The organism is Pseudolabrys taiwanensis (assembly GCF_003367395.1).
In the GTDB taxonomy this organism is placed as follows: Bacteria; Pseudomonadota; Alphaproteobacteria; order Rhizobiales; family Xanthobacteraceae; genus Pseudolabrys; species Pseudolabrys taiwanensis.
This window is the reverse complement of sequence record NZ_CP031417.1, coordinates 952,582-977,112: the sequence shown is the minus strand read 5'-3', so window position 1 is coordinate 977,112 and position 24,531 is coordinate 952,582. Positions and strand designations below refer to the sequence as shown.

General features: G+C 65.3%; 19 protein-coding genes. 14 read left to right on the top strand and 5 right to left on the bottom strand.

Going from position 1 to position 24,531, the window contains the following annotated elements; translation table 11 throughout:
• Positions 1 to 20: 20 nt before the first annotated feature.
• Entirely contained in the window at positions 21 to 734 is a 714-nt protein-coding gene (locus tag DW352_RS04635) for an MIP family channel protein (RefSeq protein ID WP_115688963.1), read from the top strand.
• A gap of 66 nt (positions 735 to 800) precedes the next feature.
• On the opposite strand, the gene DW352_RS04630 is transcribed toward DW352_RS04635, so the two are convergent.
• From DW352_RS04630 to tpiA, 3 genes are all read right to left on the bottom strand, one after another.
• Positions 801 to 2,429: a CTP synthase gene (locus tag DW352_RS04630; RefSeq protein WP_115688961.1), complete on the bottom strand. Its 1,629-nt coding sequence runs from the start codon at positions 2,427 to 2,429 to the stop codon at positions 801 to 803.
• A gap of 181 nt (positions 2,430 to 2,610) precedes the next feature.
• Positions 2,611 to 3,009 carry a preprotein translocase subunit SecG gene (gene secG / locus DW352_RS04625; protein ID WP_115688959.1) on the bottom strand — a complete coding sequence of 133 codons (399 nt, stop codon included), beginning with the start codon at positions 3,007 to 3,009 and terminating at the stop codon, positions 2,611 to 2,613.
• Between the two features lie 122 nt (positions 3,010 to 3,131).
• Positions 3,132 to 3,884, bottom strand: coding sequence for a triose-phosphate isomerase (gene tpiA / locus DW352_RS04620; protein WP_115688957.1), 753 nt, complete (start codon positions 3,882 to 3,884; stop codon positions 3,132 to 3,134).
• Between the two features lie 187 nt (positions 3,885 to 4,071).
• Between tpiA and DW352_RS04615 the strand changes: the two genes are divergently transcribed.
• From DW352_RS04615 to DW352_RS04570, 10 genes are all read left to right on the top strand, one after another.
• Complete coding sequence (locus DW352_RS04615) at positions 4,072 to 5,982, top strand: SurA N-terminal domain-containing protein (RefSeq protein ID WP_115688955.1); 1,911 nt, start codon at positions 4,072 to 4,074, stop codon at positions 5,980 to 5,982.
• 13 nt (positions 5,983 to 5,995) lie between these two features.
• Positions 5,996 to 7,513 (top strand): anthranilate synthase component I, encoded by a 1,518-nt coding sequence (trpE, locus tag DW352_RS04610; protein WP_115688953.1) that lies wholly within the window; start codon positions 5,996 to 5,998, stop codon positions 7,511 to 7,513.
• Between the two features lie 54 nt (positions 7,514 to 7,567).
• Entirely contained in the window at positions 7,568 to 8,074 is a 507-nt protein-coding gene (locus tag DW352_RS04605) for a cupin domain-containing protein (RefSeq protein ID WP_115688951.1), read from the top strand.
• Between the two features lie 67 nt (positions 8,075 to 8,141).
• Positions 8,142 to 8,786 (top strand): anthranilate synthase component II, encoded by a 645-nt coding sequence (locus tag DW352_RS04600; RefSeq protein WP_115688949.1) that lies wholly within the window; start codon positions 8,142 to 8,144, stop codon positions 8,784 to 8,786.
• Positions 8,787 to 8,796: 10 nt separating this feature from the next.
• The gene (trpD, locus tag DW352_RS04595; protein ID WP_115688947.1) at positions 8,797 to 9,825 is read left to right on the top strand and encodes an anthranilate phosphoribosyltransferase; all 1,029 of its coding nucleotides are present in this window, start codon (positions 8,797 to 8,799) and stop codon (positions 9,823 to 9,825) included.
• A 54-nt stretch (positions 9,826 to 9,879) separates the two neighbouring features.
• Positions 9,880 to 10,692, top strand: a complete 813-nt coding sequence (trpC, locus tag DW352_RS04590; protein WP_115688945.1) for an indole-3-glycerol phosphate synthase TrpC — start codon at positions 9,880 to 9,882, stop codon at positions 10,690 to 10,692.
• 164 nt (positions 10,693 to 10,856) lie between these two features.
• Positions 10,857 to 11,294, top strand: a complete 438-nt coding sequence (gene moaC, locus DW352_RS04585; protein WP_245434452.1) for a cyclic pyranopterin monophosphate synthase MoaC — start codon at positions 10,857 to 10,859, stop codon at positions 11,292 to 11,294.
• Between the two features lie 182 nt (positions 11,295 to 11,476).
• Complete coding sequence (locus DW352_RS04580; RefSeq protein WP_115688941.1) at positions 11,477 to 12,685, top strand: molybdopterin molybdotransferase MoeA; 1,209 nt, start codon at positions 11,477 to 11,479, stop codon at positions 12,683 to 12,685.
• A gap of 138 nt (positions 12,686 to 12,823) precedes the next feature.
• The gene (gene lexA, locus DW352_RS04575) at positions 12,824 to 13,531 is read left to right on the top strand and encodes a transcriptional repressor LexA (protein WP_115688939.1); all 708 of its coding nucleotides are present in this window, start codon (positions 12,824 to 12,826) and stop codon (positions 13,529 to 13,531) included.
• Positions 13,532 to 13,722: 191 nt separating this feature from the next.
• Positions 13,723 to 14,709: a SphA family protein gene (locus tag DW352_RS04570; RefSeq protein ID WP_115688937.1), complete on the top strand. Its 987-nt coding sequence runs from the start codon at positions 13,723 to 13,725 to the stop codon at positions 14,707 to 14,709.
• 36 nt (positions 14,710 to 14,745) lie between these two features.
• Here DW352_RS04570 and DW352_RS04565 read toward each other — a convergent pair whose 3' ends face one another.
• A complete protein-coding gene (locus DW352_RS04565) occupies positions 14,746 to 16,983 on the bottom strand; it encodes a ComEC/Rec2 family competence protein (protein WP_342634894.1) in 2,238 nt (745 codons plus the stop codon).
• 276 nt (positions 16,984 to 17,259) lie between these two features.
• A complete protein-coding gene (locus DW352_RS04560) occupies positions 17,260 to 18,957 on the bottom strand; it encodes a glutamine--tRNA ligase/YqeY domain fusion protein (RefSeq protein ID WP_115688933.1) in 1,698 nt (565 codons plus the stop codon).
• Between the two features lie 128 nt (positions 18,958 to 19,085).
• Here DW352_RS04560 and gltX point away from each other — a divergent pair, with 128 nt between their 5' ends.
• From gltX to DW352_RS04545, 3 genes are all read left to right on the top strand, one after another.
• Complete coding sequence (gltX, locus tag DW352_RS04555) at positions 19,086 to 20,507, top strand: glutamate--tRNA ligase (protein WP_115688931.1); 1,422 nt, start codon at positions 19,086 to 19,088, stop codon at positions 20,505 to 20,507.
• A 204-nt stretch (positions 20,508 to 20,711) separates the two neighbouring features.
• Positions 20,712 to 22,016, top strand: a complete 1,305-nt coding sequence (gene gltA, locus DW352_RS04550) for a citrate synthase (RefSeq protein ID WP_115688929.1) — start codon at positions 20,712 to 20,714, stop codon at positions 22,014 to 22,016.
• 318 nt (positions 22,017 to 22,334) lie between these two features.
• The gene (locus DW352_RS04545; RefSeq protein WP_245434322.1) at positions 22,335 to 24,518 is read left to right on the top strand and encodes a TonB-dependent siderophore receptor; all 2,184 of its coding nucleotides are present in this window, start codon (positions 22,335 to 22,337) and stop codon (positions 24,516 to 24,518) included.
• Positions 24,519 to 24,531: the final 13 nt, after the last annotated feature.

Here is a 24,531-nt window from a genome sequence, read left to right as displayed (position 1 = left end):
AATCAACTGGGAATACCTCAATGCAAAAACCACTCGCGGAGTTCATCGGCACGTTCACCTTGGTGCTCTTCGGTTGCGGCGCGGCCGTCATTGCCGGCATGGGCAAAGGTCCAACGGCAATCGACGTTCTCGGCATCGCCTTCGCGTTCGGATTGGCGATCGTCGCGATGGCTTACGGCATCGGTCCGGTCTCCGGCTGTCACGTCAATCCCGCCGTCAGCTTCGGCGTGTTCGTCGCGGGCCGGATGTCGTTCGGCGAACTCATCGTCTACGTGATCGCGCAAGTGCTCGGCGCCATCGCCGGCGCGGCGGTGCTCTATCTGATCCTGTCGGGCAAAGCATCCGGATGGAATGGCGGCCTCGGCCAGAATGGCTGGGGCGCAGGCTATCTCGGCGAGTACAACACGACGTCGGCCTTCGTCTTCGAAGCGGTGGCGACGTTCCTGTTCCTCGTCTGCATCCTCGGCGTCACGCAGAAGAGCAACCCGCTTCATATCAAAGGCCTTGCGGGCCTCGCGATCGGCCTGACGCTGACGGTGATCCACATCGTCGGCATCAACGTCACCGGCGTTTCGGTGAACCCGGCGCGCTCGCTCGGACCGGCGATCATCGGCGCCGCGACCAACCCGACGGCGCTCGCGCAGATCTGGCTGTTCATCGTCGCGCCGCTGATCGGCGCCGGCGTCGCCGGCTTGCTGTTCGCGAGCGGCGCGCTTGAAGTGAAAGAGTCCTGATCGCTTCTGAAAACAAAAAGGCCACGGAGCGAAGCTCCGTGGCCAACCATGTCGATCGCGTGTGCGTTAGACCAGACGGCTGCGCACCACCGCGGCTTCGATGAACGAGGCGAACAGCGGATGCGGCTCGAACGGCCGCGATTTGAGCTCGGGATGGAATTGCACGCCGATGAACCACGGATGATCCGCGTACTCGACGATCTCCGGCAGGATGCCGTCCGGCGACATCCCTGAGAAACGCATGCCGTGCTGCTCGAGGCGGCCTTTGTAGGCCGTGTTGACCTCGTAGCGATGGCGGTGGCGCTCCCAGATGTCGGTCGAGCCGTAGATCTCCGCCACACGGCTGCCGCGCGTCAGGTGCGCTTCATAAGCCCCCAGCCGCATGGTGCCGCCGAGATCGCCGCCGGCCGCGCGCTTCTGCAATTCGTTGCCCCGGAGCCATTCGGTCATCAGGCCGACGACCGGCTCGTTCGTCGCGCCGAACTCGGTCGAATTGGCCTCGGCGATGCCGCACAGGTTACGGGCGGCTTCGATGCAAGCCATCTGCATGCCGAAGCAGATGCCGAAATACGGCACCTCGCGCTCGCGCGCGAACTGCGCCGCGCGGATCTTGCCCTCGGCGCCGCGTTGGCCGAAGCCGCCGGGCACGAGGATGCCGTTGACGTGTTCAAGGAACGGCGCCGGGTCTTCGTTCTCGAACACCTCGGACTCGATCCAGTCGAGATTGACCTTCACCTTGTTGGCGATGCCGCCGTGCGAGAGCGCCTCGATCAGCGACTTATAGGCGTCCTTCATGCCGGTGTACTTGCCGACAATGGCGATGGTGACGTCGCCTTCCGGATTGCGGACACGCTCGTTGATCTCGCGCCAGCGCTCGAGATGCGGCGCCTGCTTCGGCTCCATGCCGAAAGCGGCCAGCACTTCGTGGTCGAGCCCTTCGGCCGAATAGGCTTCCGGCACGGCATAGATGTTGTCGACGTCGCGCGCCTCGATCACGGCGCTTTCGCGCACGTTGCAGAACAGCGCCAGCTTGCGCCGCTCGCCCTCCGGGATCGGCCGGTCGGTGCGGCACAGAAGGATGTCGGGCTGAATGCCGATCGAACGCAACTCCTTCACGGAGTGCTGGGTCGGCTTGGTCTTCAGTTCGCCCGCGCTCGGGATGTAAGGCAGCAAGGTCAGGTGGACATAGACGGCGTGGTTGCGCGGCAGGTCGTTGCCGAGCTGCCGGATCGCCTCGAAGAACGGCAGACCCTCGATGTCGCCGACGGTGCCCCCCACCTCGACCAGCACGAAGTCGTAGCCTTCGTTGCCCTCGCGGACGAAGTCCTTGATGGCATTGGTGACGTGCGGGATGACCTGGATGGTCGCGCCGAGATAGTCGCCGCGGCGTTCCTTGGTCAGGATGTCCTGGTAGATGCGGCCGGTGGTGATGTTGTCCTGGCGGCTCGCCGGGCGGCCGGTGAAGCGCTCGTAGTGGCCGAGGTCGAGATCGGTCTCGGCGCCGTCATCGGTGACGAAGACCTCGCCGTGCTGATACGGCGACATCGTCCCGGGATCGACGTTGAGATAAGGGTCGAGCTTGCGCAGGCGGACCTTGTAGCCGCGCGCCTGCAAGACCGCGCCAAGTGCTGCGGATGCGAGACCCTTACCGAGTGAAGAGACCACGCCGCCGGTGATGAAAATGTACCGCGCCATGGGACCTAACCTTTAGTCCCCCCGAATCGATTCGACGAGCGCGAAAAGCGAATGACCGCCTCGCGCCTGTGCGCAGCCTGTGAACTCTCAAATTTTACCGGCGCTTGCATCACTCTCTTCACGCTCTCGCTTACCCCATAACGCCGAAGGGCCGGATTTCCCGGCCCTTCGTTGAACCCGCTTACTGCGACTGCGGCACTTGTGGGCCGGACGGCGCCGCTGGCGCCGATGGAGCCGATGGCGCCCCCTGAAGCTGGTTGAGCAGGCCCCCCTGGCCGCCGAGCGGCGGCACGGCGCCGCCGGGAATCGGCGCGGTCGGGCCGCTCTGGCCACCCTGCAAGATCGAGGTCGGCCTGCGGTCCATACCCGCCAGGATCGACAAGATCAGGCTGGTCGCAAAGAACAGTCCCGCCAGGATGGCGGTCGCCCGCGTCAGCACGTTGGCCGTGCCGCGGCTGCTCATGAAGCCGCCGCCACCGCCGCCAATACCGAGGCCGCCGCCTTCCGAGCGCTGCAACAGCACCACGCCGATGAGCGCCAGAACGAGCATCAGATGAATGACGATGATGACGTGCTGCATAAGACCAAATCCGTTCAAAAGCCGCGCGGGCCCGCCCCGGCAAGCCGGCGTCCACGCGCTCCATATAGGAATTCGCGGCGGTGTCTACACGATCACCTTGGCGTTTTCCACCCCACCGGCGGTCAGCGGTAAACCGCCGCAATCCCGAGGAAATCCTCGGCCTTGAGGCTGGCGCCGCCGACCAGGGCGCCGTTCACGTCGGCGATGGTGAGCAATTCGCCGGCATTCGACGGCTTGACCGAGCCGCCATAGAGGATGCGGACGGCGCCGCCCTCCTCGCCGAAACGCTCCGTCAGCCGCTTGCGGATAAAGCCGTGGACCTCGGCGACATCCGCCGGCGTCGGCGTCAGGCCCGTGCCGATGGCCCAGACCGGCTCATAGGCGACCACCAGGTTCGTCGCCGCCGCGCCATCAGGCAGCGAGCCGGCGAGTTGCCCCCCGACCACGTCGAGCGTCTTGCCGGCCTCGCGCTCAGCCCGGGTCTCACCCACGCAAACGATAGCCATCAGTCCCGCCCGCCAGGCCGCCAAGGCCTTGGCCTTCACCTGGGCATCGGTTTCATGGTGATCGGTGCGGCGTTCGGAATGACCGACGATAACGGCCGTCGCCCCGGCATCCGCCAGCATTTCCGCGGCGATATCGCCGGTATGGGCACCGGAAGCCGCGGCGTGACAGTCCTGGCCGCCAATGGCGATGGGCGAGCCCTGGGCCGCCTTGGCAAAGGCCGCGATCAGGGTCGCGGGCGGACAAATCATGAGGTCCGCATGCAACCCGCCGACACCCGCCGCCATCTTGCTCAGCTCACCGACGGAGGCCGTGAGCCCGTTCATCTTCCAATTGCCCGCAACCAGCGGACGTATCTTGTGAACTGCCATCTTTTCTTGAACCCCTCTGGGCGCTGCGGTTACCAGACCCGTCCCGCATGCGCCAGGGCTTCCCCCGAGCGCCCGTTGGTCGCAGCCGATCCATGTTGAGTTGCAACGAGTTGACCCCGGCCTTAAAAGGGCCCGCTCCACCCTCCTTCTGGTTCATCGACATCTAAGCCTGGGAAGAAACGCGCGCATGCTCCGCGGTATCCAAAAAGTCTCCTCGACTTGGGTCGGCAAAGCCATCATGGCGACCGTCATGGGCGTGCTGGTCATCAGCTTCGCCATCTGGGGCATCGGCGACATCTTCCGTGGCTTCGGCCGCAATGCGGTCGCCAAGGTCGGCGGCACCGAAATCTCGATCGAGCAGTTCCGGCAGTACTACACGGACCGCCTGCAGCAGATCGGCCGGCAGATGGGACGTGCGGTTACGCCCGATCAGGCCCGCGCGCTCGGTCTCGACCGCCAGATCCTCGGCCAGATGGTCGCGGAAACAACGTTGGATGAGGAAACCCGCACGTTGCGCCTTGGCCTGTCCGACGCCGAGATCGCGCGCCGCATCATGGACGATCCGAACTTCAAGGCGCCGAACGGCCAGTTCGACCGCGCCCGCTTCGAGGCGCTCATCCGCAATGCCGGCTACACCGAAACGCGGTTCGTGGACGAACAGCGTCGCGTGTTGCTGCGCCGGCAGATCGCCCAGAGCGTCAGCGGCGACCTGCGCACGCCGTCGGCGATGTTGCAGGCGATCAACCAGTTTCAGAACGAGCGGCGCGATATCGACTATCTCGCACTCGGCGCGGCGCAGGCCGGCGACGTGCCGCAGCCCTCGCCCGAACAGCTCAGCGCCTATTTCGACGAGCGCAAGGTGCTCTTCCGCGCGCCGGAATATCGCAAGCTGACGCTGGTCACGCTGTCGCCGGCCGAACTGGCCAAGCCGAACGAAGTGTCCGATGCCGACGCCAAGGCCTATTACGAGCAGAACAGGAGCTCGTTCGGTAAGCCGGAGAAGCGCGAGTTGCGGCAAATCGTATTCCCGAACGAGGCCGATGCCGCCGCGGCGCGCGAGAAGATCGAAAAAGGCGCGACGTTCGACGACATCGCCAAGGAGCGCGAGCTCAAGGCCTCCGACACCGATCTCGGCATGGTCGAGAAGACAGGCATCATCGACCCCGCGGTCGCCAACGCCGCCTTCGCGCTCAAGCCGGGCGAGGTCAGCCAGCCGGTCAAAGGCCGCTTCGGCACCGTATTGCTCACCGTCGGCAAGATCGAGCCCGGCGAACAGAAGAGCTACGAAGACGTCGCCGCGGAGATCAAGCAGCAGCTCGCGGAAAGCCGCGCGCGCTCGACCATCAGCGAGTTGCGCGACAAGATCGAAGACGAACGCGCCGGCGGTGCGACGCTCGCCGAAGCGGCCAAGAAGCTTGGCCTGAAATCGATCGACATCGCGGCGATCGACCGCTCCGGCCGAGGCCCCGACGGCAAGCCGGTCGAGGGGCTGCCGAATGTCGCGAACGTCGTGAACACCGCGTTCGGCACCGATGTCGGCGCCGACACCGAGGCGTTGCAACTGCCCAACGGTGGTTTTCTCTATTACGACGTGACCGGCGTCACGCCGGCTCATGACCGCCCGCTCGACGAAGTCCGCGAGCAGGTCGCCACCCGCTGGCGCGACGATGAGATCGCCAAGCGGCTGCAGGCCAAGTCCGACGAACTGCTCGGTAAGCTCAAGGCCGGAACACCGATCGCCGAGCTCGCGACGGAGAGCGGCGTGACCGTGCAGAACGCGAAGGACCTGCAACGCGGCCGCCCCACCCCGAACGTTTCGGCGAAGCTGCTCGATGCCGCGTTCACGACGGCGAAGGGCAGCGCCGGCACGGCCGAAGGCGACGACGCGACGCAGCGCTTCGTCTTCCGCGTCGTGGAAGTGACGCAGCCGACCTTCGATGCGACCGCGCCTCAGACGCAGGCTCTCACCAGCACGTTGCAGAACGCCTATTCCGACGACGTCATCGGCGAATACGTGACCGGCCTCGAAAAGAGCCTTGGCGTGAGCATCAACCAAGAGGCCCTGAATCAGGTCATCGGCGGCGCCGCCGAACAGTGAACCGAACAGGGCCATGCAGACCGAACCATCCGAACGAGCCTTCGCGGAGCGTTACGATCGCGGGCAAGCGCAGGTGGTTTGGACGACCTTGGTCGCCGACCTCGAAACGCCGGTCTCGGCCTTCCTGAAGCTCGGCGGCGGCAAGCCGCTGAGCTTCCTGCTCGAGTCGGTCGAAGGCGGCGCCGTGCGCGGGCGCTACTCGATCATCGGCCTCGACCCCGATCTGATCTGGCGCGCCAACGGCGGCAAGGCCGAGATCAATCGCGCGGCCCGCAGCAAGCCGGACAGTTTCACCGCGGTTGCCGAGCCGCCGCTCGCCGCCCTGCGCGCGCTGATCGCCGAGAGCCGCATCGCCTTGCCGGACGATCTGCCGCCGATGGCCGCCGGCGTGTTCGGCTATCTCGGCTACGACATGGTGCGGCAGATGGAGGATTTGCCGTCCGCCAAGCCCGACCCGATCGGCGTGCCGGACGCGATCATGGTGCGGCCGACGCTGATCGTGGTGTTCGACGCGGTGAAGGATTCGATCATCGTCGTGACGCCCGTGCGGCCCGAGCCCGGCGTCGACGCCAAAGCCGCCCTCGCCCGCGCGTCCGAGCGCCTCGCCGGCGTCGTCGATGCGCTCGACCGGCCGCTCGACAAGGCGCTGTCCGGCTATGCCGAAGGCCCGCTCGATGTGCCGGCCAAGTCCAACACCACGCCGGCCGAATATCGGGCGATGGTCGCGCGCGCCAAGGACTATATCGCCGCCGGCGACGCCTTCCAGATCGTGCTGGCGCAGCGCTTCGAGGCGCCGTTCACATTGCCGCCCTTCGCGCTCTATCGCGCGTTGCGACGCATCAACCCGGCGCCGTTCCTGTACTTCCTCGACTTCGGCGGCTTCGCCGTCGCCGGCTCCAGCCCGGAAATTCTGGTGCGCGTGCGCGACGACGTCGTCACCATCCGGCCGATCGCCGGCACAAGGCCGCGCGGCGCGACGCCGCATGAAGACAAAGCGCTCGAGGAAGAGTTGCTCGCCGACCCGAAGGAATGCGCCGAGCACCTGATGCTGCTCGATCTCGGCCGCAACGATGTCGGCCGCGTCGCCGCCATCGGCTCGGTCACGGTGACCGACAAGTTCTTCATCGAGCGCTACAGCCAGGTGATGCACATCGTCTCCAATGTCGAAGGCAAGCTCGACACCAAGCACGATGCGCTCGACGCCCTCGCCGCCGGCTTTCCCGCCGGCACCGTCTCCGGCGCGCCGAAGGTGCGGGCGATGCAGATCATCGACGAACTGGAGAAGGAGAAGCGCGGCCTCTACGCCGGCTGCGTCGGCTACTTCTCCGCCGCCGGCGAGATGGACACCTGCATCGTGCTGCGCACCGCGCTGGTGAAGGACGGCAAGATGTACGTGCAGGCCGGCGCCGGCATCGTCGCCGACTCCAATCCGGACGCGGAACAGCAAGAGTGCATCAACAAGGCGAAAGCCTTGTTCCGCGCCGCTGAGGAAGCACGGCGATTTGCGAGCGCCGCCAAACGCGGGCAGTAGTCTGTCGAATAACAAAGCCTATACTCAAAGGCCAAGACAAACGGGAGTGACGCCATGGGTTCGGATCACGATCACCACCATCACGACCACGATCACCCGGACGACCACGAGCCGAAGTGGAAGCACGACGGCGTGCGCGTGATCCCGGGCAACTCGCTCGACCCCAACACGGCGCAGACGCCGGGCATGGACCGCAAGGCGGCCATCAATTACGCCCGCGTCGGCGCGCAGAAGATCTGGGCCGGCACCGTTCACATCCATCCCAATGCCAAGACCGGCGCGCATCATCACGGCGCGCTCGAGAGCGTGATCTACGTGCTGCGCGGCAAGGCGCGCATGCGCTGGGGCGAGAACCTCGAGTTCACCGCCGAAGCGGGCCCCGGCGACTTCATCTACGTGCCGCCTTACGTGCCACATCAGGAAATCAACGCGAGCCCCGACGAAGTGCTCGAATGCGTCTTGGTGCGCTCGGACAACGAGGCGGTCGTGGTCAATCTCGACATCGAGCCGGTCGAAAAACCGGAAAACGTCGCCTGGATCGACCCGATCCATAAGGGCTGAGGCCCGTCGGCCGCCCTGCTTGACCCCCTAGCGGACGCGGCCTAAGACCGCTCCGCTGGGCAGAAAAATGATCATCCTGATCGACAACTACGACAGTTTCACCTTCAACCTCGTCCATTATCTGGGCGGGCTGGGCGCCGACGTTGTCGTGCATCGCAACGACAAGATCAGCGCCGATGAGGTGGTCGCGGCCGATCCGGATGCGATCGTGCTCTCGCCCGGGCCGTGCACGCCGAACGAAGCCGGCATCTGCCTCGAACTGATCGACGCGGCGGCGGAGAGCATTCCGCTGCTCGGCGTATGCCTCGGCCATCAGGCGATCGGCCAGGCTTTCGGCGGCAAGGTGGTGCGCGCGCCGGTGCCGGTGCACGGCAAGCTTTCCGAGCTGCGACATAGCAACAGCGGCGTGTTCCGCGGCATCAACGGTTCGTTCAAAGCGACGCGCTATCACTCGCTGGTGGTAGAACGCGCGAGTCTGCCGCCCACGCTCACCGTCAATGCCGAAACCGACGATCACCTCATCATGGGCATGATGCACAAGGATCTGCCGGTGCACGGCGTGCAATTCCATCCCGAGAGCATCGCCTCCGAGCACGGCCACCTGATGCTCAAGAACTTCCTCGATCTCGCCGCCGACTGGAATGCCGAGCGCGGGCGGCGGGCACGCGCCGCGCCTCCGCAGGCGACGGCGGCACAATCCATCGCACGTTGAAGGAGCGCCTATGGCGGACGAATTCAAGGCGCTTATCGCCAAGGTCGCGACCGGTGCGAGCCTCACGCGTGAGGAATCGGCTTCCGCGTTCGACCGCATGATGTCGGGCGAAGCCACGCCCTCGCAGATGGGCGGCCTGTTGATGGCGCTGCGCGTGCGCGGCGAAACCGTCGACGAGATCACCGGCGCGGTCACCACCATGCGCGCCAAGATGCTCGGCGTGAAGGCGCCGGCCGACGCCGTCGACGTCGTCGGCACCGGCGGCGATGCGTCGGGCTCCTACAACATCTCCACCTGCGCGGCCTTCATCGTGGCGGGCGCGGGCGTGCCGGTCGCCAAGCACGGCAACCGCGCTTTGTCGTCGAAATCGGGCGCGGCCGACGTGCTGCAGGCGCTCGGCGTGAAGATCGATCTCAATGCCGATCAGGTCGCTCACTGCATCCGCGCGGCCGGCATCGGCTTCATGTTCGCACCGGCGCATCATCCGGCCATGAAGAACGTCGGCCCGACCCGCGTCGAGATCGGCACACGCACCATCTTCAATCTGCTCGGCCCCCTGTCGAACCCGGCCGGCGTGAAGCGGCAGATGGTCGGCACCTTCTCCAAGCATTGGACCGAGCCGATGGCGCAGGTGCTCAATAACCTGGGCTCGGAAAGCGTCTGGGTCGTGCACGGCTCGGATGGGCTCGACGAGATCACCACCGCCGGCCCGACCAGCGTGGCGGAACTCAAGGACGGCAAGGTACGCTCGTTCGAGATTTCGCCCGAGGACGCCGGCCTCAAGCGCGTGAAGCCCGACGCCCTGCGCGGCGGCGATGCCGATCACAACGCCAAGGCGCTGCTCGCCGTGCTACAAGGCAAGGACGGCCCGTTCCGCGAGGTGGCCGTGCTCAATGCCGCCGCAGCCCTGGTCGTCGCCGGCAAGGCCGAAACGCTGAAGGACGGCGCGGCGCTTGCCGCCAAGGCGATCGACAGCGGCGAGGCGGAAGGCCGGCTGGACCGGTTGATTGCGGTATCGTGCGCGCTCGAAGGCGCATGATCCCACAAGAGCCGGCGCCGGTTTTCGGCTAAGCTCGCGCGCCAAGGAAAGCTGATGTCCGATATCCTGACCAAGATCGAGGCCTATAAGCGCGAGGAGATCGCGGCGGCCAAGCGCGCCAAGCCGCTTTCGGTGCTCGAGGCCGAAGCGAAGGCGATGGCCCGGCCGCGCGGGTTCCTCAAGGCGATCGAGCGGCGCGTCGCCGCCGGCGACTACGCCCTGATCGCCGAGATCAAGAAGGCGAGCCCCTCGAAGGGCCTGATCCGCGCCGACTTCGATCCGCCGTCGCTTGCCAAAGCCTACGAGGCCGGCGGCGCGACCTGCCTCTCCGTGCTGACCGATGCGCCCTCCTTCCAGGGCCGCCCGGAATTCCTCGGGCAGGCCCGCGAAGCAACCAAATTACCCATACTTCGTAAGGACTTCCTCTACGATCCTTACCAAGTCGTTGAGGCACGCGCCTGGGGCGCCGACTGCATCCTCATCATCATGGCCGGCGTCGACGACGCGACCGCCAAGGACCTTGAAGAGACAGCCATTGCCAATGGCTTAGACGTGCTTATTGAAGTTCATCAAGAAGACGAATTGGAGCGCGCATTAAAGCTACGATCGCGAATGATCGGCATCAACAACCGGGACTTGCGCACCTTCGTCACGTCACTGGATGTCAGCGAGCGCCTCGCCCCGCAGGTGCCGCGCGACCGCATCATCGTCGGCGAGAGCGGCATCTTCACCCCGGTCGACCTTGCCCGCCTCTCCCGCTCCGGGATCAACGCGTTCCTCATCGGCGAGAGCCTGATGCGGCAGGCCGACGTCACCGCCGCCACCCGCGCGCTCCTTGCCCGCCAACACGCCCCGGCGGCGGAGTAGCGGCCATGGCGTCACGCCCGAAGACCGCCGCGCGAGGCGCCAAGAACGGTACCGAGAACGGGACCAAGAACGGGACCAAGGGTGGCGCCAAGAAGGCGCTAGCGAAGGCGGCAGCCCCCCTCGCCAATAAGCTTAGCCACATCGATCAGCGTGGCGAGGCGCACATGGTCGACGTCTCCGCCAAACCGCAGACGGAGCGCGTCGCGGTCGCCGAGGGCAAGATCATCATGCAGGCGGAGACGCTGGACATGGTGATCGCCGGCAATGCGCTGAAGGGTGACGTGCTGGGGGCCGCCCGCCTCGCCGGCATCATGGCCGCCAAGCGCACGCACAGCCTGATCCCGCTCTGCCACCCGCTGCCGATCACCAAGGTGACGATCGAGATCAATCCGGAGCACGCGCTGCCCGGCTTCGAGGTGCAGGCGACGGTGAAGGTCACGGGCCAGACCGGTGTCGAGATGGAGGCGCTGACCGCCGTCTCGGTCGCGCTGCTGACGATCTACGACATGGTCAAGGCGGTCGAACGCGGCATGCGCATCGAAGGCATCCGCGTCCTGGAAAAGAGCGGCGGCCGCTCCGGCCATTACCGCGCGGAGAAATAGCGCATGGCGGACCCCAAACTCCGCTCATTCCCGCGAGCGGACATCGGGCTTACCCGATATCTGGCACTTAAAGTGTGCAAGTCGGCTACAGCCGACTTGCAGCGGGAATCCCGCGCGAGATTCTTGAAGCTTTCCATTCATGACTTTGGGGCCCCGCTTTCGCGGGGACGAGCGGAGCTCGCATGGCGCTGATGCCGGTTGCTGAAGCGCTGCGCCAGGTCCTTGCCGAAGCCGCGCCGCTCCCCGCCGAAACGGTCGCACTCCCCGCGGCGCTCGCGCGCGTGCTGGCCGCAGACATCGCCGCGACGCGCACGCAGCCACCCGCTGACGTTTCCGCGATGGACGGCTACGCCGTCCGCGGCGCCGACGTGGCCGAAGCGCCGGCCACGCTGACCGTCGTCGGCGAAGTCGCGGCCGGCCACCCGTTCGAAGGCGAGGTGGCACCCGGTCAGGCGGCGCGCATCTTCACCGGCGGCGTCATGCCCCGCGGCGCCGACACGGTCGTCATCCAGGAGCTCGCCCAGCGCGATGGCGACAAGGTGACCTTCGGCAAGCCGACGGCGAAGGGCCGCAACGTGCGCGCCAAAGGCATCGACTTCTCCGAGGGCGAAGCGCTGCTTCACAAAGGACGTCGGCTGAGCGACCGCGACCTGATGCTGGCGGCCGCGATGAACTATCCGAGCGTGCCGGTCCATCGCCGACCGAAGATCGCCATCATCGGCACCGGCGACGAATTGGTCATGCCGGGTAGCAAACCGGGCGCCGGCGAGATCGTCTATTCCAATGGCTACGCGCTGACCGCTCTCGCGCAGGCCGAAGGCGCGGAGTCGCGCGACTTCGGCATCGTGCGCGATCGTCTGGAAGACATCGTCGCCGCGCTGCGCGAGGCACGCGCCTGGGGCGCCGACGTGCTCGTTACCACCGGCGGCGCGTCGGTTGGCGAGCACGATCTGGTGCAGCGTGCGCTGAAAGCCGAAGGTCTCGACCTCTCGTTCTGGCGGGTCGCGCTGCGCCCCGGCAAGCCGATGATGCACGGACGGCTCGGTGGCCTGCAGGTGCTCGGCCTGCCCGGCAATCCGGTCTCGTCCTACGTCTGCGCCTTCCTGTTTCTGGTGCCGCTGATCCGCCGACTCACCGGCCGCACCGTGATCGACCATGTGCCCGATCGAGCCCTGTTGGGCCGCGATCTGCCGGAGAACGACGAGCGCGCCGATTATATGCGCGCGCTGCTGACGCCGGGGCCTGATGGGCCCATCGCCACCCCGGTACCGTCGCAGGACAGTTCCCTGATGGCACCGTTGGCCGCGGCGGATTGCCTTGTGATTCGGGAACCTTACGCGCCTTTTGCGCAAGCCGGTTCACCCTGCGTCATCCTTAAGCTAGGCCTATAGCGGTCGTTTGCATTGTTCACCCGAAATTAAATCCTTGCGGAACACATATCGAACAGATAGTGTCCGTTCATGATTTGTTTCGAGCCGGCTGCCCATTCGCCGTAAGGGCTGGGCCTGGCCGGGCGACGGGAGAAACAGATGCTGACCCGCAAGCAGTTCGAGCTTTTGCGCTTCATCCACGAGCGGCTGACCGAGGCCGGCGTTCCGCCCTCTTTCGACGAGATGAAGGACGCGCTCGACCTGCGCTCCAAATCCGGGATCCACCGGCTGATCACCGCCCTCGAGGAGCGCGGCTTCATCCGCCGACTGCCCAACCGGGCGCGCGCCATTGAGGTCATCAAGCTTCCCGACTCGGTCGGGCACGGCGTGGGCAACGGCCGCGCCCGCAAATTTACGCCGAGCGTCATCGAGGGCGACCTCGGCCGCGTCCGTCAGGTGGCAGCGGAGGACGATACCAGCGGCCGGCCGATCGCCGTACCGGTGATGGGCCGTATCGCCGCCGGTACGCCGATCGAGGCGATCCAGACCAAGAGCCATGTCATCAACATGCCGCCGGACCTGTTGTCGACCGGGGAGCATTTCGCGCTCGAAGTGCGCGGCGACTCGATGATCGAGGCCGGCATCCTCGATGGCGACATCGCCCTCATCCGCCGCTCGGAAGTCGCCGACACCGGCGACATCGTGGTCGCACTGATCGACGACGAGGAGGCGACGCTCAAGCGCTTCCGCCGCCGCGGTGCCTCCATCGCGCTCGAGCCGGCCAACGCGGCCTACGAGGTGCGCATCCTGCCGCCCAACCGCGTGCGCATTCAGGGCAAGCTGGTCGGGCTTTTCCGGCGCTACTGAAGATAACTCCCCTCTCCGATCTGCCCTCGTCACCCTGAGGTGCCGGCCGCCAACCGGTCCCTAAGCGCGACGGCCGATGCGCTGTGTGCGGTATGTCTCGATTCCCGTGGAGCGCCCCGGCACGGGCGAAACTGCGCCTAGGCAAGTTGGTAAGCAAACTCTACGGTGCCCGGTATTATTGAACGGGGACTGTGGACGTCGTGAAAGCGGCATTGCGCGTCGTGCTCGGAGTGTGCTGCCTCGCGCTTGGTGCCGCGCCGTCGCTCGCCGCCGAAGGCAGTACGGTCGCCGGGCCTATCGGCGGCACCGACATCCGTTCGGCCTTTCTGCCGACGCCGGGCCTCTACGGCGCCGCCATCCTGGGCGGTGCCTCGGCCTACCAGCTCAGAGATGGCACGGGCCAGACCCGTCCCGGCCTGGATGCCGTCGGCATCGACTCCAAAAGCGCCGCCGGCGTCCTGTTGTATGTGCCGAATTTCAAGCTATTCGACGGCTCGGTCGGATTGCTGGGCGTCGCCGGCGTCGGCGAGGTGTGCGGACAGATCACGTCGGCCAATGCAGAGCGTTGCAAGTCGGGCTTCGGCGACATCTACATCGAAGGGTCCTGGTCGCGCTTTTTCGGCTTCACGCGGCCATCGCACGAGAAAGGCGCCGCGCCCATCCGCGAAGGCCTCGCCGTTCGCGCTGGCCTCGGCGCGGTGCTCCCGACCGGCCTCTACGACGCCCGCATTCAGGCCAGCAACGGCGTTACCGTCGGCAGCAACACCGTCATCGTCGCCCCCTCGCTCGCCTTCACTTATACGACGCCGCCGCTGCTTGCGGACGGCACGGAGTTCAGCAGCAAGATCTACCTGAACTCTTATGGCCGGAATTCCGATACCGATTACGTCAGCGGCAAGAACATCAATATCGACTTCGCCGTCTCGGAGCACATCGGACGCTGGCAGGTGGGTGTCGCCGGTTATTATTTGCGCCAAATCACCGACGATACGCGCGGCGACGTCGCCGTGGCGCCCGATGGCCGCCGTGCGGAAGTTCTGAGCCTCGGCGGCGTCCTCAACTACGACATTCCCGATCTCGGTGCGGCCATCAAGTTCAAGGCGCGCACGTCGGTGTTCGCCTACAACACGGCGATGACGACGGCGTTTTATCTGACCCTCGCCAAGAAGCTCTACTAGCGGCAGTGCCGTCATCACCCGCGCATGCGGGTAATCTCAATCGCTCGCCTCCAGATCTTCCATGCGCGGCGTCGCGTCCTGCGGTGTCGGACGGCTGGTTGTGCTTTGAGATAGCGCAACGGTTTGCGGTGCCGGCGCCCACGGCCGCCCGTAGCCGGCCGGACGCGCGGCGATCGTCTCGAACGCATCGCCAGTCCAGCGCAAGGTCATGGCGCCGTGCGCGCGCCAGCGCGCGCGGTCGAACAGCAGCGCATTGCAGGCGCCCGGCGCTTGCCGCGGACTGACGACGATCGCCGCGCGCATACAATCCTCCGCGAAGGCTTCGGCTGCCAACGACGCAGCGATCAGCCGGCCGTTGCCGAGGGTGGCGACGCAGCCGACGGCGTCGCAACGCACGCCCTCCTTCAACGTCTTGTCCGTCGGCGTGCGGTCGTCGCCATCGGCCGCCAGCCACTCCTTGAGGGCGAAGGTGTCGCGGCCGCTGTGCAGCACCGACAAGCGGCCGCTGGCATTGCGGATGGCCGCCGTCTGTCCATCGGCGGCAATGAGCACGTCGGGGCGCGGCGTCGCCAGGACCCACAACATGGCGATCGTACAGAAGACCGCCCCGCTCCAGCGCAGCGGTGACCGCAACAGGCAGACCAGCAGCAATCCGGCGGTGCCGATGAGCAGCGGCCCAACACCGAAGGCATGGATGTGCCCGACCGCGCCTGGCAGGCTCGCCACCCACAATGCGACGCTGGTCATCCAGTCGATGCCGGCGCCCATCAGTCGCCAGAACGCCGCGTCGAAGCCGAACGGCATCAGCACGAGCGCCAGAATGCCCATCGGCATCACCAGCACCGACACGACCGGCATGGCGAAGAGATTCGCGAGCACGCCATAGGGCGCCATGCGATGGAAATGGAAGGCTGCGTAGAGCGTGGTGGCGAAACCCGCGACCAGGGAGGCGAGGATGAGTCCGGCGACTTCGCGCCCGCCCCACAATGCGACGCGGGCGCCGATCGACGTGTCGGCATCCGGCCGCCATGGCAGGCCGTATTGATACGCAGCGACGAGCGCGAGCGTCGCGGCGAACGACATCTGGAAGCTCGGATGCACCACGGCCTGCGGCGACCAGGCGAGCACGCACAGCGCGGCGACGGTCAGCGTGCGAAAGGTGATCGCCGGCCGGTCGGCCATCACGCCGATGAGGACGATCGCCACCATGATGAAGGAACGCTGCGTCGCGACTTCCGCTCCGGACAAGAGCAGATAGAAGAACGCAGCGACGAGCGCCGCGCACGCCGCCCATTTCTTGATGGGCCGGCGGACCGCGAGCGACGGCGACAGCGCTAGCCCGGCGCGGATGACGAAGAACACGATGCCGGCGACCACCGCCATGTGATAGCCGGAGATCGACAGCACATGCGCCAGGCTCGACACGTACATCGCGTCGTTGACCGGCGTCGAGATGGCGTCGCGCTTGCCGGTGATGAGCGCGGAGGCGATGGCGCCGCGATCGCCCGGCAGGATGGCGCGGATGCGGTCGTCGATCGTCTCGCGAATGCCCTCGACCACTTCGGCGTAGCGCAGCCAGAAGCCGCGCGCCACGGGCGCCGGTGCCGGCACGGTCTTGATGGCGCCGAGGGCGTAGCCGGAGGCGCCGATGCGCTGGAAGTACATGTCGCGGGCGAAGTCGTAGCCACCGGGCCGGAGCGGCTGCAGCGGCGGCGACAGATGCGCCTTGAGTTCGACGAAGGCGCCGACCGGCGGCGCCGTGTCCTTGCGCACGGCGACGCGCACGCGCTCGGGCTTCTCGGCGACGCGCGCCGCCTCGAAGCGATGCAGGGCAATGACGACGCGGTCGCTGCGCTCGCGCTCTTCGCGCACCTCGACGAAGCCGGACAATGTCGCCGTTGCCACCGGATACTGCAGCACCGGATGCGCGATCCGCACGGTCTGGAGCGTCGCGACTGCAAATCCCATGGCCGTGGCGGCGAGACCGAGCGACAGCGGGAAGCCGACGGCGCTCCGGCGCAGACCCCAGGCAAAGGCCACCAGCACCCCCGCTGCGGCGGTGGGAGCCCACAGCGCCGGCTCGCGGTCGGCGGTGAAGTACAAGACGATGCCGAAGCCGAAAGCGACCGGCAGCCACGGCAAGAGCCGGCCTGGCGCGACCTCGGCCAGCGCCCATTGCGCCAGAAGCCGGCGCAGAGGGTCGGCGCGGACGGCCAGGCCGTCCGGCAAGGCCGCTCCCGCACGGCGGCCCGCGGCGGCGATCGCGCCGGCCACGGCCCGCGTCCGTGCTCGCCCCTCCTCACCCCAGGCCATGACGCCCCGCCCACGCGTTACGCGTGCAGCAATGCTACTGCGGCCCTAAGTTGTGACTAGAAGAACGGTTGTGAACGCTGGCTCTTGACCCGTCACCCTGAGGTGGCCGCCCAACGGGTCCGCGCAAAGCGCGGCCCGATGGTAAACTCCGGCGGCCCTCGAAGGGCGACGGCCGAGACGTTGCCGCCATCCTTCGAGGCTCGCTTCGCTCGCGCCTCAGGATGACGGCTAATCAGTCTACTTCCCCACTTCCTTCGCGAAGGTATCGCGCAAGCCCACGGTGCGGTTGAACACGAGCTTGCCCGGCGCCGATTCCTTGTCGCGGCAGAAATAGCCGTTGCGCTCGAACTGGATCGCATCCTCGACGTTCATGGCGGCCAATGACGGCTCCAGCCGCGCGTCGCTCAGCACCTCGAGCGAGTTCGCGTTGAGATCCTTCTCGAAGCCTTCGCCGCCGGTCGGATCCGGCTTGGTGAAGAGCGGATTATAGAGCCGCACTTCTGCCGCGACCGAATCCCTGGCCGACACCCAGTGAATGGTCGCCTTCACCTTGCGCCCATCGGGCGCGTTGCCGCCCTTGGTCGCCGGATCGTAGGTGCAGCGCAGCTCGATGACGTTGCCGGCCGCGTCCTTCACCACTTCCTTGCAGGTGATGAAATAGGCGTAGCGCAGCCGCACTTCGGTCCCCGGAGACAGCCGGAAGAACTTCTTCGGCGGGTTCTCCATGAAATCGTCCTGCTCGATGAAGAGCTCGCGGCCGAACTTGATCTTGCGCGTGCCGGCGGCCGGATCGTCGGGATGATTGACCGCTTCAAGTTCCTCGCTCTGGCCTTCCGGATAGTTCTCGATCACCACCTTCAGCGGCTTGAGCACAGCCATGCGCCGCTGCGCGGTCTTGTTCAGCACCTCGCGGATCGAGAACTCGAACATGCCGACATCGACCGTGCTGTTGGCCTTGGCGACACCGATGCGCTTGACGAAGTCGCGCAACGCCGCGGGCGGCACGCCGCGCCGGCGCAAACCCGCCAGCGTCGGCATCCGCGGATCGTCCCACCCGGAGACGTGCTTGTCGCGCACCAGCATCGTCAGCACGCGCTTGGACAGCACAGTATAGGTGAGGTTCAACCGCGCGAACTCGTACTGATGCGGCGTCGACGGCACCGTCAGATTGGCGATGAACCAGTCGTAAAGCGGCCGGTGGTCCTCGAACTCCAAGGTGCAGATCGAATGCGTGATGTGTTCGATCGCGTCCGACTGGCCGTGGGCGTAGTCGTAGCTCGGATAGATCTTCCACGCGGTGCCGGTACGCGGGTGATGCGCATGCAGGATGCGGTACATCACCGGGTCACGCAGGTTGATGTTGCCCGAGGCCATGTCGATCTTGGCGCGCAGCACACGCGCACCGTTCGGGAACTCGCCGGCGCGCATGCGGCGGAACAGGTCGAGGTTTTCCTCGACCGAGCGGTCGCGGAACGGCGAGTTCCGGCCCGGCTCGGTCAACGTGCCGCGGTTGACACGCATCTCCTCCGGCGTCTGATCGTCGACGTAAGCCTTACCGGCGCGGATCAGGTCCTCGGCCCAGGCGTAGAGCTGCTCGAAGTAGTCGGACGCGTGGTGGAGATGCTCGCCCCAATCGAAGCCGAGCCACTGCACGTCGCGCTTGATGGCGTCGATATATTCCTGCTCTTCCTTGACCGGATTGGTATCGTCGAATCGCAGATGGCAACGTCCGCCGAAGTCCTCGGCGATGCCGAAATTCAGGCAGATCGACTTGGCGTGGCCGATGTGCAGATAGCCGTTCGGCTCTGGCGGAAAGCGCGTAACGACGCCTTTGACGCGGCCGGCATCGAGGTCGGCCTTAACGATGTCGCGGATGAAATCGCGACCGGGCTCGACCGCCGCTTCTTTACCGCTTGCCTTCTCGTCGATCGCCATTATTCCTCGATCCCTCGTAAGCTTTCGATCACCCGCGCCGCTCCAGGCGGCCTATGCCATGTCGGGACGCCCGGCTCAATGTCAATCGCCCTCTCGCCCTGCCCGACAACTGTGCTAGATGGCCGCCGATGAGCGAGACCGTCGTCACCCGTTTTGCACCGTCCCCCACCGGCTTCCTCCATATCGGAGGCGGCCGCACCGCGCTATTCAACTGGCTCTACGCGCGCCGCCACGGCGGCAAGATGCTGCTGCGAATCGAGGATACCGATCGCGAGCGCTCGACCGAAGCCGCCATCGCCGCCATCATCGATGGGCTTTCCTGGCTTGGTCTCTCCTGGGACGGCGACGTCGTCTATCAGTTCTCGCGTGCCGCCCGGCACCGCGAAGTGGCCGAGAAGCTCCTGGCCGAGGGCAAGGCCTATCATTGCTACGCCAGCCAGCAGGAGCTGACGGCGATGCGCGAGGCAGCCCGTAAGGAGGGCCGCTCCAAGCTATATAATGGCCTCTGGCGCGACCGCGACCCGTCGGAAGCCCCGGCCGGGGTCAAACCGGTGATCCGGCTGAAGGCGCCGCAGACCGGCGAAACCGTCATCGACGACCAGGTCCAGGGCCGCGTGACGTGGCAGAACGCGGATCTCGACGATCTGGTGCTGCTGCGTTCCGACGGCACGCCGACCTACATGCTGGCCGTGGTGGTGGACGATCACGATATGGGCGTCACCCACATCATCCGTGGCGACGATCATCTCACCAACGGCGCCCGCCAAAAGCATATCTACGACGCGCTCGGCTGGAGCGTGCCGACGATGGCCCACATTCCGCTCATCCACGGGCCGGACGGCTCCAAGCTGTCCAAGCGCCACGGCGCGTTGGGTGTCGACGCCTATCGTGCCATGGGCTACCTGCCGGCGGCGATGCGCAACTATCTGGTCCGGCTCGGCTGGAGTCATGGCGACCAGGAAATATTCACCGAACAAGAAATGATCGCCGCCTTCGATCTGGCCCACATCGGCCGTTCGCCGGCGCGTTTCGATTTCGCGAAACTCGAGAATCTCAACGGTCATTACATTCGCGGATCGGCCGACGCCGATCTGATCGCGGCGCTGGAACAGTTGCTGCCGCACATCGCCGGCGGCGAGCAACTCGCCAATGCGATGTCGCCGGCGCTGCGCGACAAGTTGCTTGCGGCCATGCCGGGCCTCAAGGAGCGCGCCAAGACGTTGGTCGAGTTGTTCGAGGCGTCGCGCTTCGTCTGGGCAAGCCGGCCGATCGACATCGCCGACCAGGCCAAGGCGCTCCTAACCCCTGAGGCGAGGACGGTGCTCAAATCCCTGGTGCCGGAGTTGGAAGCCCTGTCCGATTGGAATGCCGCCGCGGTCGAAGGCGTGGTGCGTGCCTTTGCTGAGCGTCAAAATTTAAAGCTGGGTGCCGTCGCGCAACCTTTGCGCGCCGCCTTGACCGGGCGGACCACGTCGCCACCCATTTTTGACGTGCTTGCCGTGCTCGGCCGGATCGAAAGCCTCGGCCGGTTGCGGGATCAGGCCGGCTGATAGAGCAAGAATTTCACACCCGGCAAGCGCCGCCGCGAGGCATGCCAAAATCGCCGGAACAGGCTCGCGGGGTGCGATCTTGCAGCGCACACTTTATTAGGTTACGCAAACGGGGCCGGAACCTGCTGCGCCGTATCCTGGCGTCTCACCTCCCGGCCGCCTACATCTCGCGCATTCGTTCGCCGTCAAATCGAGGGCCCGACCATGGACGCCAAAACAGACAACAAGACCGGCACGCTCACGGTCGGCAATAAAAACTACGACCTTCCGATTTATAATGGGACCGTCGGTCCGGATGTGATCGACATCGCCAAGCTCTACGGTCAGGCTGGCATCTTCACTTACGATCCCGGTTTCACCTCGACCGCGAGCTGCGAGTCCAAGATCACCTACATCGATGGCGATGAAGGCGTCTTGATGTACCGCGGCTATCCGATCGAGCAGCTCGCCGAGCACGGCGACTTCCTCGAGACCTGCTATCTGCTGCTGTACGGGGAGTTGCCGACGCCGTCGCAGAAGGCCGACTTCGACTACCGGGTCACGCGCCACACGATGGTGCATGAGCAGATGAGCCGGTTCTTCCAGGGCTTCCGCCGCGACGCTCACCCGATGGCGGTGATGACCGGCTCGATCGGCGCTCTCTCGGCGTTCTATCACGATTCGACCGACATCTCGGATCCGCACCAGCGTATGGTCGCTTCGATCCGCATGATCGCCAAGGTGCCGACGCTGGCGGCGATGGCGTACAAGTATTCGGTCGGGCAGCCCTTCGTCTATCCGAAGAACGAGCTCGATTACGCGTCGAACTTCCTGCACATGTGCTTCGCCGTGCCGGCGGAAGAGTACAAGCCGAACCCGGTCCTGGCGCGCGCCATGGATCGCATCTTCATCCTGCATGCCGATCACGAGCAGAATGCGTCGACCTCGACCGTGCGTCTCGCCGGCTCGTCGGGCGCCAACCCGTTCGCCTGCATCGCGGCCGGTTGCGCCTGTCTGTGGGGTCCGGCGCATGGCGGCGCCAACGAAGCGGCGCTCAACATGCTCGCCGAGATCGGCTCGGTCGACCGCATCCCAGAGTTCGTGAAGCGCGCCAAGGACAAGAACGACCCGTTCCGTCTGATGGGCTTCGGCCACCGCGTCTACAAGAACTACGATCCGCGCGCCAAGATCATGCAGAAGACCTGTCACGAGGTCCTCTCGGAGCTCGGCATCAAGGACGATCCGCTGCTCGACGTCGCCATGGAGCTCGAAAAGATCGCGTTGCACGACGAGTACTTCATCGAAAAGAAGCTCTACCCGAACATCGACTTCTATTCGGGCATCACGCTCAAGGCGATGGGTTTCCCCACGACGATGTTCACCGTGCTGTTCGCCGTCGCGCGCACGGTCGGCTGGATCGCGCAGTGGAAGGAAATGATCGAGGACCCGAAGCAGAAGATCGGCCGTCCGCGCCAGCTCTACACCGGCGAAACGCGTCGCGACTACATCCCGATCTCGCGGCGCAAGTAAGCGTCCCGCCTCTCACACGAAGACATTCAACGCCCGGCGCTTGCAGAAATGCGACGCCGGGCGTTTCGCATTTGCAGACCCACGATCGATATGTGGCAAAAAGTCGTGTGCGTGTGTGGCCGGAAGATCACGCAACGTCATTGAGGGCTTGAGCGCGACTTTTCGTTTGGGCTCATGAACTTGTTCGAATTGTTAAAACTACTCCAAACAATGTTTCGTCTAGAACCATTTTAAACTATTGATTTTACGTCTTATTTTTAGTTGCAGATGTTTTTCATCGCGGGCTAAAGGCCTCCAATCGCAAGAAGGGGCCTATCCGTGCGCATACCGATCCGAGACTCCGAGAGCCAGATTGCTTCCACGGACATCAAGTTAAACGTCGGTCGTCTGGCCCCGCATACGCTGCTGGCGACGATCGCCCTCACCTTGCTGAGCGGCGCCGCGCACGCGCAATCCGAACAGATCACGCTACCGACCATCCAGGTCGAAGGCACGGCGAGCAACGAGCAAGGCTATGTCGCCCCGCGCAACACCACGGCGACCAAGACGAACACACCGTGGGTCGAGACGCCGCAGTCGGTCAGCACCATCACCGCCGAGCAGATGCGCGACCAGAAGCCGATGCAGTTCAACGAGATCTTTCGTTACTCGCCCAGCATCAAAGGCGAGACCTTCGGTCAAGACGCGCGCAATGACTGGTTCTTGCTGCGGGGCTTTCCGGCGCAGAACGAAGCGCGCTTTCTCGACGGTCTGCAGCTTTTCTATACCGCGTATGCGACGTGGAAGCTTTTTCCCTTTGCGCTCGACCGCATCGACGTTCTGCGCGGCCCATCGTCGGCCCTCTATGGTGGCGGTAGCCCGGGTGGCGTCGTTAACGCGACCAGCAAGACACCGCCGATGGAGCCGCTGCGCTATGTCGAAGTGGGCGTGAACAACTACGGCAACCGTTATTTCGGCTTCGATCTCGGCGGCCCGCTTGCCATACGGTCGGACTACGGCAGCTTCTACTATCGCCTGACCGGATGGGCCCAAGCCGGCGACACGCAAGTCGATCACACGCGGAACGACGTATACTTCATCAATCCGGCATTGACGTGGAAGCCCAATCTCGAGACGACACTGACCATCCTGTCGTCGGTTTCGCACAGCAAAGCCAACGGCATCAATTTCCTGCCTTATGTCGGCAGCGTGACGGCCGCTCCTTACGGCCGCATCTCGACCAGCCTTTTCACGAGCGAGCCCAGCCTCGACCGGTTCGACCGCGATCAGCAGATGATCGGCTACCAGTTCGAGACCGCCGTGTCCGACACGGTGACGTTTCGGCAGAAGGCGCGCTTTGCGCACGTCAATGTGAACGGCGCCACCGCCTACGGTCTCGGCTATGCCACGACGGCCGCGGCGGCGAACCTCGCGCGGGCGAAGTTCTACACGACACCGGACTCGACGCAGTCCAACATGGACAACCAGTTGGAGTTCAAGTTCAACACCGGCCCGGTGTCCCATACGGCCTTGACCGGCCTCGACTTCAAATACTTCACGATCAACGACTACGGCGCCTTCTCGAGCGCTACGCCACTCAATCTGATCAATCCGGTCTATACCGCGACGTCCGTGCCGACGGGCGCGCCTTATACCAACGCCTTCCTGACGCAGAAGTCGGCCGGCGCCTATGCCCAGGATGAACTCAAGTTCGATCGCTGGATCCTCCTGCTCAGCGGCCGCTACGACCTGACCCGAACCGAAAACGACAACCGCATCGGTCCCGATCAGAACCGCTCCGACGGCAAGTTCACCGGCCGCGCCGGGCTTTCCTATCAGTTGCCTTTCGGTGTCGCGCCCTACGTCAGCTACTCGACGAGCTTCAACCCTGTCATCGGCACCAATTCCGCGACCGGCCTCCTGCTGGAGCCCGAGACCGGCAAGCAATACGAGTTCGGCGTCAAATATGAGCCGAACGGTTTCAACGGCCACTTCAGCGCCGCCTATTTCGACCTGCGCCGGCAGAACGTCCTGACCACGGATCCGAACAATCCCCTGTTGACGACACAGACCGGCGAAATGCGATCGCGCGGCTTCGAATTTGAAGCCGTGGCCAATCCGTTGCCGGGCCTGAAAACGACGGCCGCCTACACGATCTACGACATCGAAACCACGGCGGACCTCAATCCGGCCAACATCGGCAAAGTGCCGACGGCGACGCCGCAACAATTCGGCTCCGTTTGGGCCGACTACACATTCCAGAGCGGTCCTTTGGCGGGCTTCGGTTTCGGCGGCGGCGTTCGGTACGTCGGCGAGTCCTATGCGGATAACGCCAACAGTCTCACCGTACCGTCCGCCACCTTGGTCGACGCCACCATCCATTATGAGATCAAGGGTTGGCGCGCGGCGCTCAACGTCGCCAACCTGTTCGACAAAACCTATGTCGCATCGTGCTCGTCGCCGACCGCTTGCTATTACGGCGACCGGCTGCGCACGACCGCGAGCCTTTCCTACAAGTGGTGATGTCGAGCCGGAC